At 39.3% G+C, this 15,631-nt stretch carries 12 protein-coding genes; 9 read left to right on the plus strand and 3 right to left on the minus strand.

Going from position 1 to position 15,631, the window contains the following annotated elements; genetic code table 11:
• Nucleotides 1–257: 257 nt before the first annotated feature.
• The 9 genes from GQR87_RS11610 to GQR87_RS11650 all read left to right on the plus strand — a co-directional run bounded on the left by GQR87_RS11610 (nucleotide 258) and on the right by GQR87_RS11650 (nucleotide 9,004).
• Entirely contained in the window at nucleotides 258–2,828 is a 2,571-nt protein-coding gene (locus tag GQR87_RS11610) for a DUF1592 domain-containing protein (RefSeq protein WP_158969489.1), read from the plus strand.
• Nucleotides 2,797–4,152, plus strand: coding sequence for a DUF1552 domain-containing protein (locus GQR87_RS11615; RefSeq protein ID WP_158969491.1), 1,356 nt, complete (start codon nucleotides 2,797–2,799; stop codon nucleotides 4,150–4,152). Before GQR87_RS11610 ends, GQR87_RS11615 begins: the two co-directional genes overlap by 32 nt.
• Before the next feature lie 7 nt (nucleotides 4,153–4,159).
• The gene (locus GQR87_RS11620; protein WP_158969493.1) at nucleotides 4,160–5,275 is read left to right on the plus strand and encodes an ankyrin repeat domain-containing protein; all 1,116 of its coding nucleotides are present in this window, start codon (nucleotides 4,160–4,162) and stop codon (nucleotides 5,273–5,275) included.
• 406 nt (nucleotides 5,276–5,681) lie between these two features.
• Complete coding sequence (hipB, locus tag GQR87_RS11625) at nucleotides 5,682–5,948, plus strand: type II toxin-antitoxin system antitoxin HipB (protein WP_158969495.1); 267 nt, start codon at nucleotides 5,682–5,684, stop codon at nucleotides 5,946–5,948.
• Nucleotides 5,949–7,271 carry a type II toxin-antitoxin system HipA family toxin gene (locus GQR87_RS11630; RefSeq protein WP_158969497.1) on the plus strand — a complete coding sequence of 441 codons (1,323 nt, stop codon included), beginning with the start codon at nucleotides 5,949–5,951 and terminating at the stop codon, nucleotides 7,269–7,271.
• A 360-nt stretch (nucleotides 7,272–7,631) separates the two neighbouring features.
• A complete protein-coding gene (locus tag GQR87_RS11635; protein WP_255456474.1) occupies nucleotides 7,632–7,892 on the plus strand; it encodes a type II toxin-antitoxin system RelE/ParE family toxin in 261 nt (86 codons plus the stop codon).
• Complete coding sequence (locus GQR87_RS11640; RefSeq protein ID WP_158969498.1) at nucleotides 7,889–8,164, plus strand: helix-turn-helix domain-containing protein; 276 nt, start codon at nucleotides 7,889–7,891, stop codon at nucleotides 8,162–8,164. The genes GQR87_RS11635 and GQR87_RS11640 overlap by 4 nt, the downstream gene beginning before the upstream one ends.
• Before the next feature lie 370 nt (nucleotides 8,165–8,534).
• Nucleotides 8,535–8,732, plus strand: a complete 198-nt coding sequence (locus GQR87_RS11645; protein WP_255456475.1) for a type II toxin-antitoxin system RelE/ParE family toxin — start codon at nucleotides 8,535–8,537, stop codon at nucleotides 8,730–8,732.
• Complete coding sequence (locus tag GQR87_RS11650; RefSeq protein WP_158969500.1) at nucleotides 8,729–9,004, plus strand: helix-turn-helix domain-containing protein; 276 nt, start codon at nucleotides 8,729–8,731, stop codon at nucleotides 9,002–9,004. Before GQR87_RS11645 ends, GQR87_RS11650 begins: the two co-directional genes overlap by 4 nt.
• Before the next feature lie 518 nt (nucleotides 9,005–9,522).
• Here GQR87_RS11650 and GQR87_RS11655 read toward each other — a convergent pair.
• The 3 genes from GQR87_RS11655 to sodC all read right to left on the minus strand — a co-directional run bounded on the left by GQR87_RS11655 (nucleotide 9,523) and on the right by sodC (nucleotide 14,987).
• Nucleotides 9,523–13,176, minus strand: a complete 3,654-nt coding sequence (locus GQR87_RS11655; RefSeq protein ID WP_158969502.1) for a Yip1 family protein — start codon at nucleotides 13,174–13,176, stop codon at nucleotides 9,523–9,525.
• A gap of 591 nt (nucleotides 13,177–13,767) precedes the next feature.
• A complete protein-coding gene (locus tag GQR87_RS11660) occupies nucleotides 13,768–14,232 on the minus strand; it encodes a hypothetical protein (RefSeq protein ID WP_158969504.1) in 465 nt (154 codons plus the stop codon).
• A gap of 215 nt (nucleotides 14,233–14,447) precedes the next feature.
• Nucleotides 14,448–14,987, minus strand: a complete 540-nt coding sequence (gene sodC / locus GQR87_RS11665) for a superoxide dismutase family protein (protein ID WP_158969506.1) — start codon at nucleotides 14,985–14,987, stop codon at nucleotides 14,448–14,450.
• Nucleotides 14,988–15,631: the final 644 nt, after the last annotated feature.

Below are 15,631 nucleotides of genomic sequence, written 5' to 3' on the forward strand. Positions count from 1 at the left end.
CATTTCTACTGCTTCAGCACTCATTCATGTAGAACAACTACATCACAATCGCGCTTTATTGTATAAATACCGCACAACTCGCTGCAAAATCGTACAGCAAAGATCAACACGCCCTAATAACTCTCCTTTTTAATCGTTAATTTCACCCACACACCTTCCTGACCAGTTGGACAGCTTTTTGGCACAGAAGCTGCTCTATGCCATGACTTACTCGTTTTTCTTATTTTTACAGCAGCAGTTGCTCAAAGAGAGTGCAAATGACCCTTAATATCTCACCAAGTTGGTGTGCCCAGCGTTTACCTGTTGGTTTTTATATCTTGTTTGGCTTGACCCTTTTGGGTCTTAGCTCCCCTTCTTTATCACAAACAGAAGACCAAAGCTTTACACCAGAGCAGGCATACCAGTTAATTTATGACCGCTGCGAAGGTTGCCACAATGATTATATTTTTGACGGTAACTGGTCGGTAGAAGACGTTGACGCCAGCGATATCGCCCATGGCAAAAATCAAAAACTATGGGAAGCCATGCTCAAAGCCGTGTCTATGGGAGACATGCCACCTGCCAAGAAAAAACAACTAACTCCACAGCAAAAAACGTCATTATTAGCTTGGCTTGAAACGTCTTTAGATAGTTACAGCAAGCAAAATCCCAACCCTGGTCGCGCGACCATTCGCCGTTTAAATCGCAGTGAGTACGCTAATTCAGTAAGAGATTTACTGGCATTAGATGTGGATGTGACCGACTCCTTGCCGGGTGACGACTCTGGTTATGGCTTCGATAACAATGCCGACGTACTAGGCGTGTCGACTACGCTGCTAGAAAGATACCTGTCTGTAGCCGGAAAACTCAGTAAACTCGCCACGGGTGTGGCTGGAAGTACGGCCAGTAAAAAAAGCTATCTTGTGCCTAAAGATGGCCCTTTACAAAATAGCGGTGTGCCTGCTTTTGATCTTCGCATGAATGATGATTTACCTTTGGACTCTCGAGGCGGTGGCAGTTTTGATTTTTATGCGCCAAAAGCTGGCCTGTATGAAGTGGCAGGTTTTATCAATGCCAACACCAATAACGAAGTAGATCGCCTAGACATTCACCGTCATAGTTATACTCTTACCTTACCCGCCGGCAGCCATAATATTGGCCTGAGCTTTCGTAAAAGTTTAGCACTGAATGAATACGTGCCGACTGCGCGCGAAGGTACCGACTATGTAGTGCTGCCTGAAAGTGAGCCTACCGAATTAGACCTAGACTTTATTCTTAATGGCAGCCGTGTACATACTAAAAAAGTGCCCTCGTATCATATGTCATCACGGTTTTCCCAAGCTGCTTTTTTACGAGATGTTCTCGAAATAGAAGTCATTGGCCCACTGGATACAAACAATCCATCACAGCATACAGATAGGACAAGTCAGACAACCCAGACTGACGCTATCGATACAAACACAATCCAGACTGACATCAATAAAACCCCAAGCTTGGCTAAAATTTTTGTTTGCTTGCCTGACTCGGCAGACTCTGCAGTGCCAACACAGCAGAGCAGCAAGGCAGAAATTGATTGTGCCACCCAGATCATTGCCAAACTATCAGCCGAGGCTTACCGCCGCCCAACAAATAACGCTGATATTCAGCCGCTACTGCATGTGTTTAAGCAAGCAAGAGCAGACTTAGATTTTACAGCCAGTATTGCCACTACCATACAGGCATTGCTGGTGGCGCCCAGCTTTTTATACCTACAAGAAACCACACCTAACACCGCCGCAGCCGGAAGTATTTACAAAATTAATGAGTATGAATTTGCAGCGCGACTGGCACTGTTTTTATGGAGCAGCTTACCCGACCAAGAATTAACTAATTTAGCCAAACAAGGAAAGCTACGAGAGCCAAGCATTCTGCGCCAGCAAATTAAACGCATGCTTGAGTCAGAAAAAGCCCAAGCCCTTACCGATAACTTTGCTGGCCAATGGTTGTATTTGCGTAACCTTCCCCATCATTTTCCAGACGTATTTGAATTTCCGCAATTTACTATACCGTTACGACATGCAATCAAACGGGAAACTGAATTGTTTTTCACCCGTATTTTAAAAGACGATCTGGCGATTTTTGATTTTCTTAATGCCGACTATAGCTATCTCAATGAACAGCTAGCCAATCACTATGGTATTGAGGGCGTAAAAGGCAGTGCGTTTCGAAAAGTGACCTTAGGCAAACACACTAATCGTGGCGGCTTATTAGGCCAAGCTAGCATTTTGACCTTAACATCGAATCCAAGTCACACCTCTCCCGTTAAACGAGGTAAATGGATATTAGATAACCTGCTCGCAGCCAGCCCTCCTCCGCCACCGCCAGATGTACCTTCATTGATAGCTGAGCACGATGGATTAGCCTTATCAGCTAGAGAACAATTAGCCCGGCACAGAGCCGACCCAGTGTGTGCAGCATGTCATGTGCGCATGGATCCTCTTGGCTTAGCATTAGAAAAATACGATGCCGTAGGCGCTCAGCGCACTATGTACGCAGGTCAAAAAATTGATGTAACCGCCCAAATGCCAGACGGCACCCACTTTGAAGGATTAAACGGCTTACATTCGGTTTTATGGGATCGCAGAGAACGTTTCGCCCAAGCCTTTATTGACCGCTTGCTCACCTACGCCCTTGGCAGAGGCTTAGAGCCCTCAGATCAACCCACTATTAGAAGTATCGCCAGACAAGCAAGTCCCGAAAATTATCGTATCCATAGTATTATTGAAGCTGTTGTTAGCAGCACTCCGTTTAACTTTAAAAAAGCTCCAGAGGCTAGCAATGAAAATCAACAGATCGCTCAAACACGTTAATACCGGCCCATCACGACGCTTTTTTCTAAAAGGCTTAGGTGCCGCCGTTGCGCTGCCTGTGATGGAGTCTTTAGTGCCTGCAGCTATGGCTAAAACCTTAGAAAAACGCCCCAAGCGCATGACAGTATTTTATTCGCCTAATGGCGTGAGAGTGCAATCCTACACACCTAAAACTGTGGGTAAAAACTACCACATGACACCCATTTTAAAACCACTGGAAAAAGTACGAGACAAATTTTCGGTGATCTCAGGACTGGCGCATTATCAGGCTAGCGCTTTTGGTGCGCCGCCAGCGGGTCATGGTCGAAGTTGTCCTGCATTTTTAACCGGTGTACATGCCAAAGCTACTGAAGGCTCTGATATATATTGTGGTATATCTGCCGATCAGGTCGCCGCCAACTATTTTGCGAAAGACACCCAACTTGCCTCTTTAGAATTAGGCATCGAGCCCCCAAGTTTGCTAGGCAGTTGCGACATTAACTACAGCTGTACGTACACCAATACCATTTCTTGGAAAAGCCCAACACAAGCCTTACCCGCTATGGTGGCCCCAGGTGATGTGTTTGAACACCTATTTGGAGACGGCAATAAAATCGACGAAACCACCCGTCAAATGCGCCTGACTCACAAAGCCAGTATTCTCGACTTTATCAATCAAGAAGCCAAAAGGGTCAATCAAAAATTAGGAGTGAACGATCGCCATAAAATGGCCCAGTACCTCGAATCTATTCGTGATGTCGAGCGGCGCATTGTAAAAGCACGAGAAACTACAATCGAAATGAATTTAGAAGGTTTTTCTGTGCCGGCCAACATTCCTAGCGACTATGAAGAACACGTCAAAATTATGCTAGATCTGCAAATGTTAGCCTTGCAAACTGATATGACCCGAGTCAGTACCTTTATGCTCGGACGAGAGCTCAGTAATCATGCTTACACCAATATTGGCGTTTCTGACGGTCACCATGAGTTAAGCCATCATGCCAATATACCCGACAAAATAGACAAGCTGGTTAAGATCAATACTTACCACATGCAGCTATTTGCTGACTACCTTGAAAAGATGGCAAACATTCCCGATGGAGAGTCCAATTTACTCGACAATACCTTTGTAGTACGAGGCGCCTGTATAGGTGAATCTAACGATCATGATCATATGGATCTGCCCATTATTCTCGCAGGTGGCGGGTTAGAAGGTAACAGACATATCGCCGCTGAAAAACATACGCCAATGTGCAATCTGCTGCTTTCGGTTTTACAACAAATGGGCGTACCTGCACAAAGCTTTGGCGACAGTTCCGCGCCACTTGCTGGCTTGCTAGGTTAAGGTTTTAATGATGAAAACAAACAGATTACTCAAAACCAATAAGCACCAAAACGCTCAAGTAAAAAGCATCATCAAAATGTGTGTTTTTAGCTTTGTTATGACCACCATAGTTGCCTGCAACACTGAGTCTCAACTCAATTCCACTGAGCAAAAATTAACAGACCAAGAGCACCAGCAGTTACTACTAGAAACCAAACAAGCCATTTTAAATTTAGATCTAGCCATGGTAGATAAGTTAACGGCTAAAGCCGATATCAATCAGCCACTTCGCGACCATTCCAGTCTTTTAGCTTGGGCGGTAGAAACACAAGAGCCCCAATTAGTTGAGCTACTGCTTAAAAAAGGCGCAAAGGTACAGCTTGCTAATAGCAACCGTTTTACTCCCATCATTCAGGCGTGCCGATACGGTAATTCTGCAATTATCAATGCCTTGTTAGATAAGGGCGCAGATGCAAGTAGCACAATAGAAGACGGCACTAGCGCTTTTCAGCTATGTGCTGGCTCGGCGACCACAGAGGATCTGGCTAGAATGGTCAGCCTAGGTGCGAATATCAACGCCCAAAATAGTGATGGCCAAACGCCTTTAATGTGGGCGGCCAATTTTGCTAAAGCAGAAAATCTCAATTACCTAGTGAGTAAAGGTGCCAACATTAATCAGCAAAGCCAACAAGGTTACAGCCCTTTGTTTTTCGCCATAAAAAGCAACAACCTAGAAGTAGTCAAAGCGGCGATAGCTCAAGGTGCTGATTTGTTTGCCACCACTAAAGATGGCACCACAGCGACGCAGTTGGGTGTGTATACCAAGAATTATGAATTTTTAACCTGGTATGCCAGTGAACTGAATACACTTATGGGCGCTGTAGCCATCCAACAAATTCTAACTGCCTTTGATCGTGATGGTTACCAACTACTGCATGCCGCGGTAAAAGCCAATCAAGCAGAGTTAGTGTCGAATTTATTAACATTAGGCGCAAATAGCACAACCCAAAGTGAACCCGCAAAACTGAAATGGCGTTATGAGGCAAACTTTAAAACCGAAAGATACTACCCGCCCCAGTTCACCCCTATTGAGTTGGCCGAGAAAAAAGAGTACAAAAATATTGTATCGATGTTGAGCAGGTAACTGCAGTAAATAGGAGCTAGGAGATGGCAGCATAAAGCAGTGAATAGTAGCTAGGAGATAGAAAAACCACGGTTAGAATTCGTCATTCCTGCATGTTTTTAGCAGGAATCCATTCTTTTGAAACATTAAACGCAAAATTACGAAGACACTCATCACAATAAGATGCAAAACAAGGAATGCCATTTAAGCCACCAAATTTTACAAAATAAAATAGTAATATTATTTTAAAAAAGTGAATAACGTCGATTTAATGTGTGTAACGCAAGCTAATTACTCTGGAATAATTATCCCTTACAGGGGATACACACCATGCTATGCTTTAGAGGGTATATTTGCTTAAATATCCTTTACAAGGGATATAAACATCGATATCCTCTAGAGAGGATAATTACGTGGAAATGCAAACATGATTTACGGCCCTCAACAATTAGCAAATCACCTCAAATTAATCCGAACCAATAACAATTGGTCGCAAGCAGAAATTGCGAAACGTGTGGGTGTTAAGCAGGCTACCATCTCAAATTTTGAAAACGAGCCCGATCGTTGTCAACTTCAAACCTTGTTCAAGATAATGCAAGCGTTACATGTCAGTATGTTAATTCAAACACAAGACAATGGATCTCAATATCCTTTAAGCGATGCCGAAGATAAAAAGGTCACAGAGGACTGGTAGATGACAAAGTTATCGATTTACATGAATGATGAATACGTTGGCGAATTAGTAAAAAGTGCTAATGGGGCGCATCAACTTCACTATGCTACTGATTGGTTAACGCATCCTAAAGCGCGGCCATTATCGTTGTCACTGCCGCTGCAAAAAGGCAAAATCACTTCCGCACAGGTATATAACTATTTCGATAACTTGTTACCTGACTCTCAGCTGGTCCGTGAACGAATAGTGAAACGATTCACGGCAGCATCAGCACAGCCTTTCGACCTTCTCAGTGAAATAGGTAAAGACAGCATAGGTGCGATTACCCTATTAACTGAATCGATTGCGCAAACATCCTTACCACTAAATAACAGAACATTGTTGTATGCCAAACTCGCCGATGAGCAATTGATAACCTTATTGCAAGGCCATAAAGCTGATGCGCCACTGGGAATGATACAAGAACAAACAGATTTTCGTATTTCCGTTGCCGGTGCACAGGAAAAAACAGCGCTACTAAAGATTAACGATTCGTGGTGTGTGCCAAAGGGGCTGACCCCTACTAGCCATATTATTAAGTTACCTATTGGTCAAATAAAAGGTCCGAGCGCTACACTAGATTTATCTGATAGCGTAGAAAACGAATGGTTATGCATTGAACTTGCCAGAGAGCTGGGCTTTTCGGTGCCTAATATTGAAATCATTAAGGTTGCTGATGTAAAAGCCTTAGCGGTAGAGCGCTTCGACCGGCGTTGGAGTGCCGATAAAAACTGGCTTATTAGATTACCGCAGGAAGACATGTGCCAGGCTCACGGTGTACCACCAGCTATTAAATATGAATCTGACGGCGGGCCGGGTATAGCAGAAATAATGAAACTACTAATGGGTTCAAAAAATGCTCTGCTAGACAGAGATTCTTTTATGCGATTTCAGGTATTCCAATGGCTAATAGGTGCTACAGATGGACATGCTAAAAACTTTTCTATTTTTCTGGACGCGGGAGGAGCATATCGAATGACGCCGTTTTACGACATCTTATCGGCATACCCCATACTGGGTGGCACAGGTTTGAATATTCGTGAACTCAGTCTCGCAATGGGATTAACCGCAACCAAAGGCAAAAAGCGCAAGCTCGAAATGATCTTTCCTCGGCATTTTATTAGCACGGCTAAAGCAGTTGGCTTTGACACTAGTCGCATGAAAGATATTATGGATGAATTCGCAGTTAGCCTTCCACTTGCAATTGAAAAACTCCAACAGCGCATCCCCCCTAATATCCCAGTTCGGATCCAGGACGCTATCTTTTCTAATGCATTGAAACAAGCCCAAAGACTGAAAATTTAGAGTTATCAGGTAATGTATTCGTGAACTAGGTAAGCTAATACCCAGCTAGCTCCTTCAGTCAAAAAAATACCACCACAGAGCGCTACGCTGAACAAAAGACCCGGCGGAAAATAGAAAACACAGGATTGTTTTAATCCCCTCTCCTCACACCATTTTTGATGACACTCTCAGAATATTCATTTCAACGCATTTATTATTGGACGTATCTATCATCACTTATCTATATATACCTTATTAGAAACCTGCAGAAGTTCACATGTATGTTAACAATGAGATGAAAACTATTAAGTTTTATACAACACAAGAAGGTAAAACACCCGTTGTTGAGTTCTTAGATTCATTAACAGCAAAGCTCAAAAAATAACTTGGGTATTACAATTGGTTGAAGAGCTAGATGTTATTACTACTACTTATTTAAAGAAGCTGGTGAATACCCAAGACATTTGGGAAGTAAGAGCGCAAGTGGGCAATAATATTTTTAGATTATTAGGCTTTTTCGATGGTGATAACTTAGTGGTACTAAACCATGGTTTTCAAAAGAAAACTCAAAAAACGCCAGCTAAAGATATCAAACTTGCAGAACAAAGACGTAGAGATTATCTACGGAGGAAAATACAATGAGCGATCTAAAAAAGTACGTAGCAAAACGCAAAGCCGATGATAAGGGTTTTGCCGAAGGATATGATGAAGGTTACCAAAATTTAAAATTTGGCATCATGCTGAAGACGGCTAGAAAAGAATCAGGCATTACCCAACAAGCATTGGCCGAAATGCTACACACTCAAAAAAGTGCGATATCTAGAATTGAAAACCATGCTGATGATGTAAAGCTATCCACACTTGAACGTTTTGCATCTGCTTTAGGTAAAAAGATAGAAATCCGATTGGTATGAGTAAATGCAGCAAAAGCAGATAAAATCAGAATGGAGCTGAGTGAAGCAGAATAAAGCAGTTAATAGGAGATAGAAAATAGAAAAACCACGGTTAAAAATTCGTCATTCCTGCATGTTGTTAGCAGGAATCCATTCTGTTGAAGCAGTAAATAGTAGCTAGGAGATAGCGGCTAGTAAAAGCAAAAGATCAAAGCAAAAGCCATTCACCACAGAGCGCTACGCTGCACAGAGAACACGGAGAAAAGATCTAATATTGGATAGGTTTAAGCCCTGCCCTTATCTATGGCTTTTACTTTCAACCTGACCCCGCAAGTCTTTATGGCTTTTACTTTCAACGAACCTGACCCCGCAAGTCTCTTATTTAAAGAAGCTGGTTAATACCCAAGACATTTGGGAAGTAAGAGCGCAAGTGGGCAATAATATTTTTAGATTATTAGGCTTTTTCGATGGTGATAACTTAGTGGTACTTAACCATGGTTTTCAAAAGAAAACTCAAAAAACGCCAGCTAAAGATATCAAACTTGCAGAACAAAGACGTAGAGATTATCTACGGAGGAAAAAACAATGAGCGATCTAAAAAAGTACGTAGCCAAACGCAAAGCCGATGATAAGGATTTTGCCGAAGGATATGATGAAGGTTACCAAAATTTAAAATTTGGCATCATGCTGAAAACGGCTAGAAAAGAATCAGGCATTACCCAACAAGCATTGGCCGAAATACTACACACTCAAAAGAGTGCGATATCCAGAATTGAAAACCATTCAGATGATGTAAAGCTATCCACACTTGAACGTTTTGCATCTGCTTTAGGTAAAAAGATAGAAATTCGATTGGTATGAGTAAATGCAGCAAAAGCAGATAAAATCAGAATGGAGCTGAGTGAAGCAGAATAAAGCAGTGAATAGGAGATAGAAAATAGAATAACCACGGTTAAAAATTCGTCATTCCGGTGTGCTTTTAAGCCGGAATCCATTCTTTTGAGCAGTAAATAGTTGGTAGAAAAAGCAAAAGACAAAAGCTAATCACCACAGAGCGCTTCGCTGCACAGAGAACACTGAGGAAAGAGCAAATGCAGGCTTGACTGACAACCTACCCCGCAGGTCTAGTCGTCTAAAACAACCTTGTTCTGAACCTGATATTTCTTGTGCTTTTTAGGAAAAAGATAAAACTAAACACCCACACAAATAAACCATAACGATATGATTTAATTTGGTTTTTACTATTTTGTTACAGTGGGTGTCTTCGTAATTTTGTAATTTGGTTTTTACTATTTTGTTACAGTGGGTGTCTTCGTAATTTTTTTCGTAATTTTTTTGTTCTGGCCTCGATATTATTACCCCGAAATTTATTCTAATTCTTAAAGCCAATCTCTGCTTTTCCTAATTGGATAGACCCCATTTTCGCTTGTATAATCTGAAAGAATTTTTTGTTCTTTTAGTATTTCGAGTAACTGTCTATTAATTTCAGTTACTGCCAAGTTTGGACGTTTTCCACTGCTGGTTAAATCACTTAATTTTTCATTTGGGTGTTTAGATAAAGCATTCTTAATTTTCGACTTGGTTAGCTTGTGGCCAAGTTTAACAATAATCTGAGTGTATTCGTTTTCCGGAACTAATGATAAAAGTCTGTCAAACAAGTCACTAATATTTGTATTCTTTGATGTGTGAAGAATCAAGGTTTCAATGAATTTGGGATTAGTATTATCAGGTTCAAGTAATAAATATGTTTCAGTTAGCTTATCGCCGTCAATATTATATTCTTCGAGAGAAAAGCTAGGTAGTAGCTCGGCAATAAACACGGCCAAACTATATTCAGGATTAAGCTTCAATATCTCTGAAATATCTTTAAAGTCCAACGAAGATAATTCATTGTTATGTTTCAAATATTCCGACGTGTTGTTTACAATTAAGTGTGCCAACAGTGTTGGTTTATCTGCGATATTTTCATAAGTATTTGAATTCAGTTTTACTACTTTTAAATCCAGTAGTATCTGCATTTTTTCATCTGAAATTTTAGGCCACTGATCTAGGGAGTTGTCTATAATAACGTTGGCTATCTTACTGTAGGCAGTGTCATTAATATCATTAGAATTCAAAAGAAAATTTTGTAAATCACTAAAAACATCAATATTCTGTTTTATTTCATTGATGTTACTTTTCAGTAGCCTTTCAATAGTATTTTTATCTGATACGTAATCAACAAATGTATTATTATTAACCATTTCAGAATCATAATACTCTGCTAACAATTGCCACGAAGGTAGAATTTTTCGGTGCTCAAAAATAAAATCATGACCTGAATTTACGTTCTCTAAACTTTGAAATACGTGTAATTGTTGATCTATTACTTTTTCTCTATTTTTGTCTGATAACTTAATGTTATTGATAAGATGAAGAAGAGCTGCTTCGGGTTCTTCTGTATTTTCTGTATTTTGAAACATAACATTTTCAACATAAGTGTCTATATTGGAATCAATGCGTTCGCGCAATTTTGTATTGTTGGTATTCAAAACCTGCTGATATGTTTGTTTTTGAATACTTGTTGTATCCAAACCATAATGTGCCAAAGCTAATTGCATATTATTTAAGGATAGTTTGAATCTAGCTTCTTCAATAATCGAAGCGTAGCTAATAGGAAAGTGACTTAAAGCATCAAGCGAAGGGATATTTAGTTCGAAATGAATAATCAATTCAAGTGCATTACTTGAGTCTTGATTGTCACCTTCTTGAATAAAAATTTCAGGCTGCTCTTCTAAAATATTTAGTAGTAATTCATGAGACGGTAATTTATCCAGATAATACTTATCAATTGTATTAATTAACCATTGTGCTTCAGTACCACTTTGGGACTGATTAAATACGACTTCTAGGTATTCAGGCCATTCCTTGAGAAGCTGTTTCGATAATGTATGCAAATTATTTCCAACCGATAAATAACTACTCAAAAACTTAGCTCCCTCTTCCGAGTAATGTTCTTTTATGGTTTGTAAAAAATTCGAGGTTTTAGCATTCTTTGGACAGTGTTCGAGAATGCACTCAAGTATACTAACATTGAAAATATAAATTGATTTAAAATCAGAACCCGTCAATCTTTTTACCAGTTCAGCTGGATTGTCTAATGTAAAGCTATATTCAGATTTCTGACGAGATTGAATTTTTAGAAATAATTGTTGATCTTTTATTGTCCAGTGTTCTTTGTTGTTGAATACGGTCGAATACAATTGGTAATTTTCATTTAGTAACCCTTTGCGGACAAGATACTTAACCAAAGCAACGTGCTGCCATGGTGAATCTTTAGAATTACCATCCTCAGAAAACTTTTCATCAATAATTTTAATTATCGTTTCATCATACTCTGACAGTTCTCTTAGTTTGCTAAGTTCAATATCCTTAAGTTTTTTTCTGAGCTTTTGCGATTGTTCTCTGAGCTGTTTTAGCTTGCCCTCCGTTTTGTTCTTTGCGGCTATTAGACGCGCATCAATAGTGGTTCCTGGGTTCAGTTCTTTTTCTAAGGCTTTAACTGATGTAACTAAATGAACACGATGATTATTAAAATTGACACCTGCTATTTGACTATCTTCTTTTGGAATTAATTCTTTAAGCTTGGCGATAGTTTTAATATCACTGAGGTCCTGACGAGACTGATTTTTAAAAATACTGCAAATTCCTTGTCGATAAAGTTGAGCTATATAAATATTTAACAACTCATTTTCTGAAAAAGAGTTTTCATAATCAGCATTAGCAATTTTTACTTCTAAGTCATCTATCTCAGATACAATCCCTTGCTTAATTATTAACTTATATTCTTCAGTATGAGTCAAAACGTCATATAACATTCCTTTGCCGTAATGTAGCTCATCAAAATCTTTTACGAATATATTTTTGTATAGGACCAGCGAAAATAGCTGTGCAGAGTCAAGATTTGGACTGTTTATGGCTGTTTTATAGATCACGTATTCATTGAAGGTATTATTGATAGTGCGTGGGTCTGTGATGAATTGTGAAATATCACGAAGCAGATTCTTATCAACAGTGAGTTCTGTGCTGAGTTTTTGATTTCGGGCAATAAATTCATCTTCTGAATTTGCAGTACCAGTTACAGGTACTACCGGCAAAATAAAGTCAAAAAACTTAGTACGGTCGTTTACTGCAAACATTGAATCTTTTAGAGCATAGATAAACTGTATATCTCGTTTTATCCCTCGATTTTGATTTAGTAATGTATTTAGCTCGCGCAGCTTAGTAAAAATCTCAGGCTCTTTGAATCTGTCTAGGTCTTCGAAAATAACTAGTTCATAAGGGTGTCTATCGAAGAAATATAAAATTTCATCAAAGTATTTGTTGAGGATCGACGTATCATCATCTTTTGATTTTTCAAACTCTAAGTTTTTAAGTGATATTTTGCTAAAGGTTTTTGAAGATAAAAAATGGAAAAACCACTCTAATCCCAAAATTGTCAGAACGCTGTTAATCCATACCATTAGAAATACAAGGAAATATTCATATGACCATGGTTTGTAGATGGTTAAGATGGAACTATGAGCAAACAAAAAATAAGAAATTATTGACCAAATTGTAATTAACAAAGGCGCTAATAAAGACCTTTTTATGTTTTTTATTCGATTAAATCTAGAACGGGGAAGTTCAGCACCAGTTTCTGTGTATAAAATCTGCTGTAGAATTTGTAACTGTAAATCTTCCACATCCCCCTGGGGCGATTGTCTTTCTTGAAAGGTCGCAATAGCAATTGTGAGAACTTTGTGAGATTTGTTTTTTGTCTTATTATTGAACCAGTTAGTAAACAAATTATTAGTTTTTTTATTATCTTCAGGTGTATCAAGATAATGTTTGAGGTATTTATTAATTACAGAACTTTTTCCAGCAGCATAAGGGCCAGCAATAGCTATATTTTTTATATCTGGATTTCCAATGCATTGAGATAATACATCCATATAAATACCTGTTTCATCTGGGTGTTCTATTGGGCCCAAATGTTTAAAACGGTCGTCCATTTTTACTGCACCTTATATTACCTGTGAATATGTATTGTTTTACTTACAATTTATTATTGGTTGTTGGTTGTTGGCTTGATTGTATTTGTGGAGTGAATAATACCCTAAACTTATAGTTAACCGAAGGCCTATGTAATTAGCCGACTGAAGATGGTACAAACTACTAATTCCTAATGTGTTTTGAACCAAACTACCACTCTCTCAACTGCTGCATTTCTTTTAACCTTCCACGCTGTACCACCAGCGCTTGAAACAAGTCGTCGATTGATTGGTTGTTTGAGTTTAAGCCCGGTAAGGCGATATTGGCTTCGGCAAAAAAACGTTTATTTTGCCATGGCTGGTTAGTTGCTGTTTGTGTTAGTACCGTTGAGGTGTTTATCCACTTAAATTAACACCATCCTAACAAGTTTTCGGATAAAAAAAATACCATAGATACACCTAGGTTGATCTAAATACGCCTTTTAAACAGGCTCTTAGCAAGAAATTACAAAAATCGTAATGCCGCTAGCCACTTTGCTTATGGGCTACGGGTTGAGTTTACGTTTAAGTTTAAGTTTAAGTTTAAGTTTAAGTTTGCGTTTAGATTAAAGCTTATTTTGATGGGCTTTTGATTTTTTTAAGCCAAAGTCCGCCAAGTACAAAGGCAAAAAATAGAATATGTAGCCAGAGTTTAGGGCCAATTTCTGTGTTCAATCCAGCCAAAGCGCTGATATCTGGAAATTGTTGTGTGGTGACTAGTTTTACCACCCATTCATTAGCGGGGGTTGCGATAAGTGTAGTGAACCAACCTAAAACAAGGGTCTGGATTAGGCTAACGGTAACCGAGTGATTAACATTAAAAATAATGGTAGATAGCAACGCATAAAAGATTGAGACACTAATGTGTACCAACCAAGATAGGCAAAGTGCGGCAAATTCGCTGTAACCACCTAGGTTGACATAAGCGGCGGCGTGTCTTGATGTTAGTGTGGCCAAACCAAAAAGTGGCTGAACAAGAATAAAAGCAATGCTAGCAATTAAACCCACGATACATGCTGTGATAAAGGTATTTTTCATTAAATATTTAACTTAAAGTCATTTCGATAACCATTAGATAGCTGTAGGCCAATAATAATTTCAAAAATATATTATTATCTACACTCTAAACTGCCTAGCGCCACCAACTGAACAAACTTAGCCATTTATCAAATCATTCATCAATGCGTCACCATCGACACCCAAGCTCTGGTCACGCCGCACTTCGCCATTGAGCAAAATTGATTTCAACCTTTCTAGCTTTTTGCAATAACACCACAAGCTACGCGTTCGCCACCACCACCTAAGGGTTTTGGTGAATCAGAATAATTGTCACCGTTAGCATGGATCATAATGGCCCGCCCCTCGATGTCTTCCAGTTCAAGTTCTGGTGCAAATACGGGTAAGTCGGCATTACCATCAATATCAACATACAAGGTAGGTAAATCACCTTCATGGCCTTTTTCAGACCATGGAACACTATGTTTATCTGTTTTTTCGGGATCATAGTGCCCCCCAGCAGCGCCACCTAAAACTTTTTTACCATCTTTCATGGCCGCTGAACAATCACCATTTTGATGAATATGAAACCCATGTATACCCGGTGTTAATCCTGCCAATTTAGGACTAAACACAACCCCATCATCGTCGTAATTGCTGAGTGTTATTTGTCCAATACTTTCACCCGTTTTTAAATCATTTATTGTCACTGTTTTTTCTTTATCTCCTGCAAAAGTCACAGTGCTGAGAGCCAAAGAAACCGAAGCAACTAAAACGGCTATAGAATGTTTTTTCATGATGTTCTCCTTAGAAATAAAATTGAATAAATCACCAAACTAAAACTGTGATAAACCTTTCCCCATCACAAAAGCATAAACCACACCAAGTAACATAACATTCCACAACGCCTTGATTTTATTGGCTTACATGAAGTTAGTGGTAATAATAAGTATTAAAAATATAAATATCAGATTACTTAATAGCGCAGCACAGTGAAAAATTTACAGTACGATTTGAATAATTAACAATAATGGTTACGGCTGATTAAATTTATATGCTCTGCGAAACAGACGAGCAACATAGATGTTGTGAACCTGAACCAAACGCTTTTGATTTACAGCTTTGTAGGTTGGGCTTTAGCCCATCAACCTATTATTCAAATTTGATATTATTGACGGCATTAATGCCGACCTACCTAACATGACGCCCTAAAGGGCGACCTACAAAAATAATTGCTCAACATGGAGGTTTGACAATCTAAAAGGTTCTTCGATTCTGTAGGTTGGGCTTTAGCCCATCAACCTATTATTCAAATTTCAAATTATTGACGGCATTAATGCCGACCTATCAAACATGACGCCCTAAAGGGCGACCTACATAAATAATAGCCCAATATGATGTTTGACTATTTAAAGGGTGTTCTACGATCCTGTAGGTTGGG

The organism is Paraglaciecola sp. L3A3, assembly GCF_009796765.1.
In the GTDB taxonomy this organism is placed as follows: domain Bacteria; phylum Pseudomonadota; class Gammaproteobacteria; order Enterobacterales; family Alteromonadaceae; genus Paraglaciecola.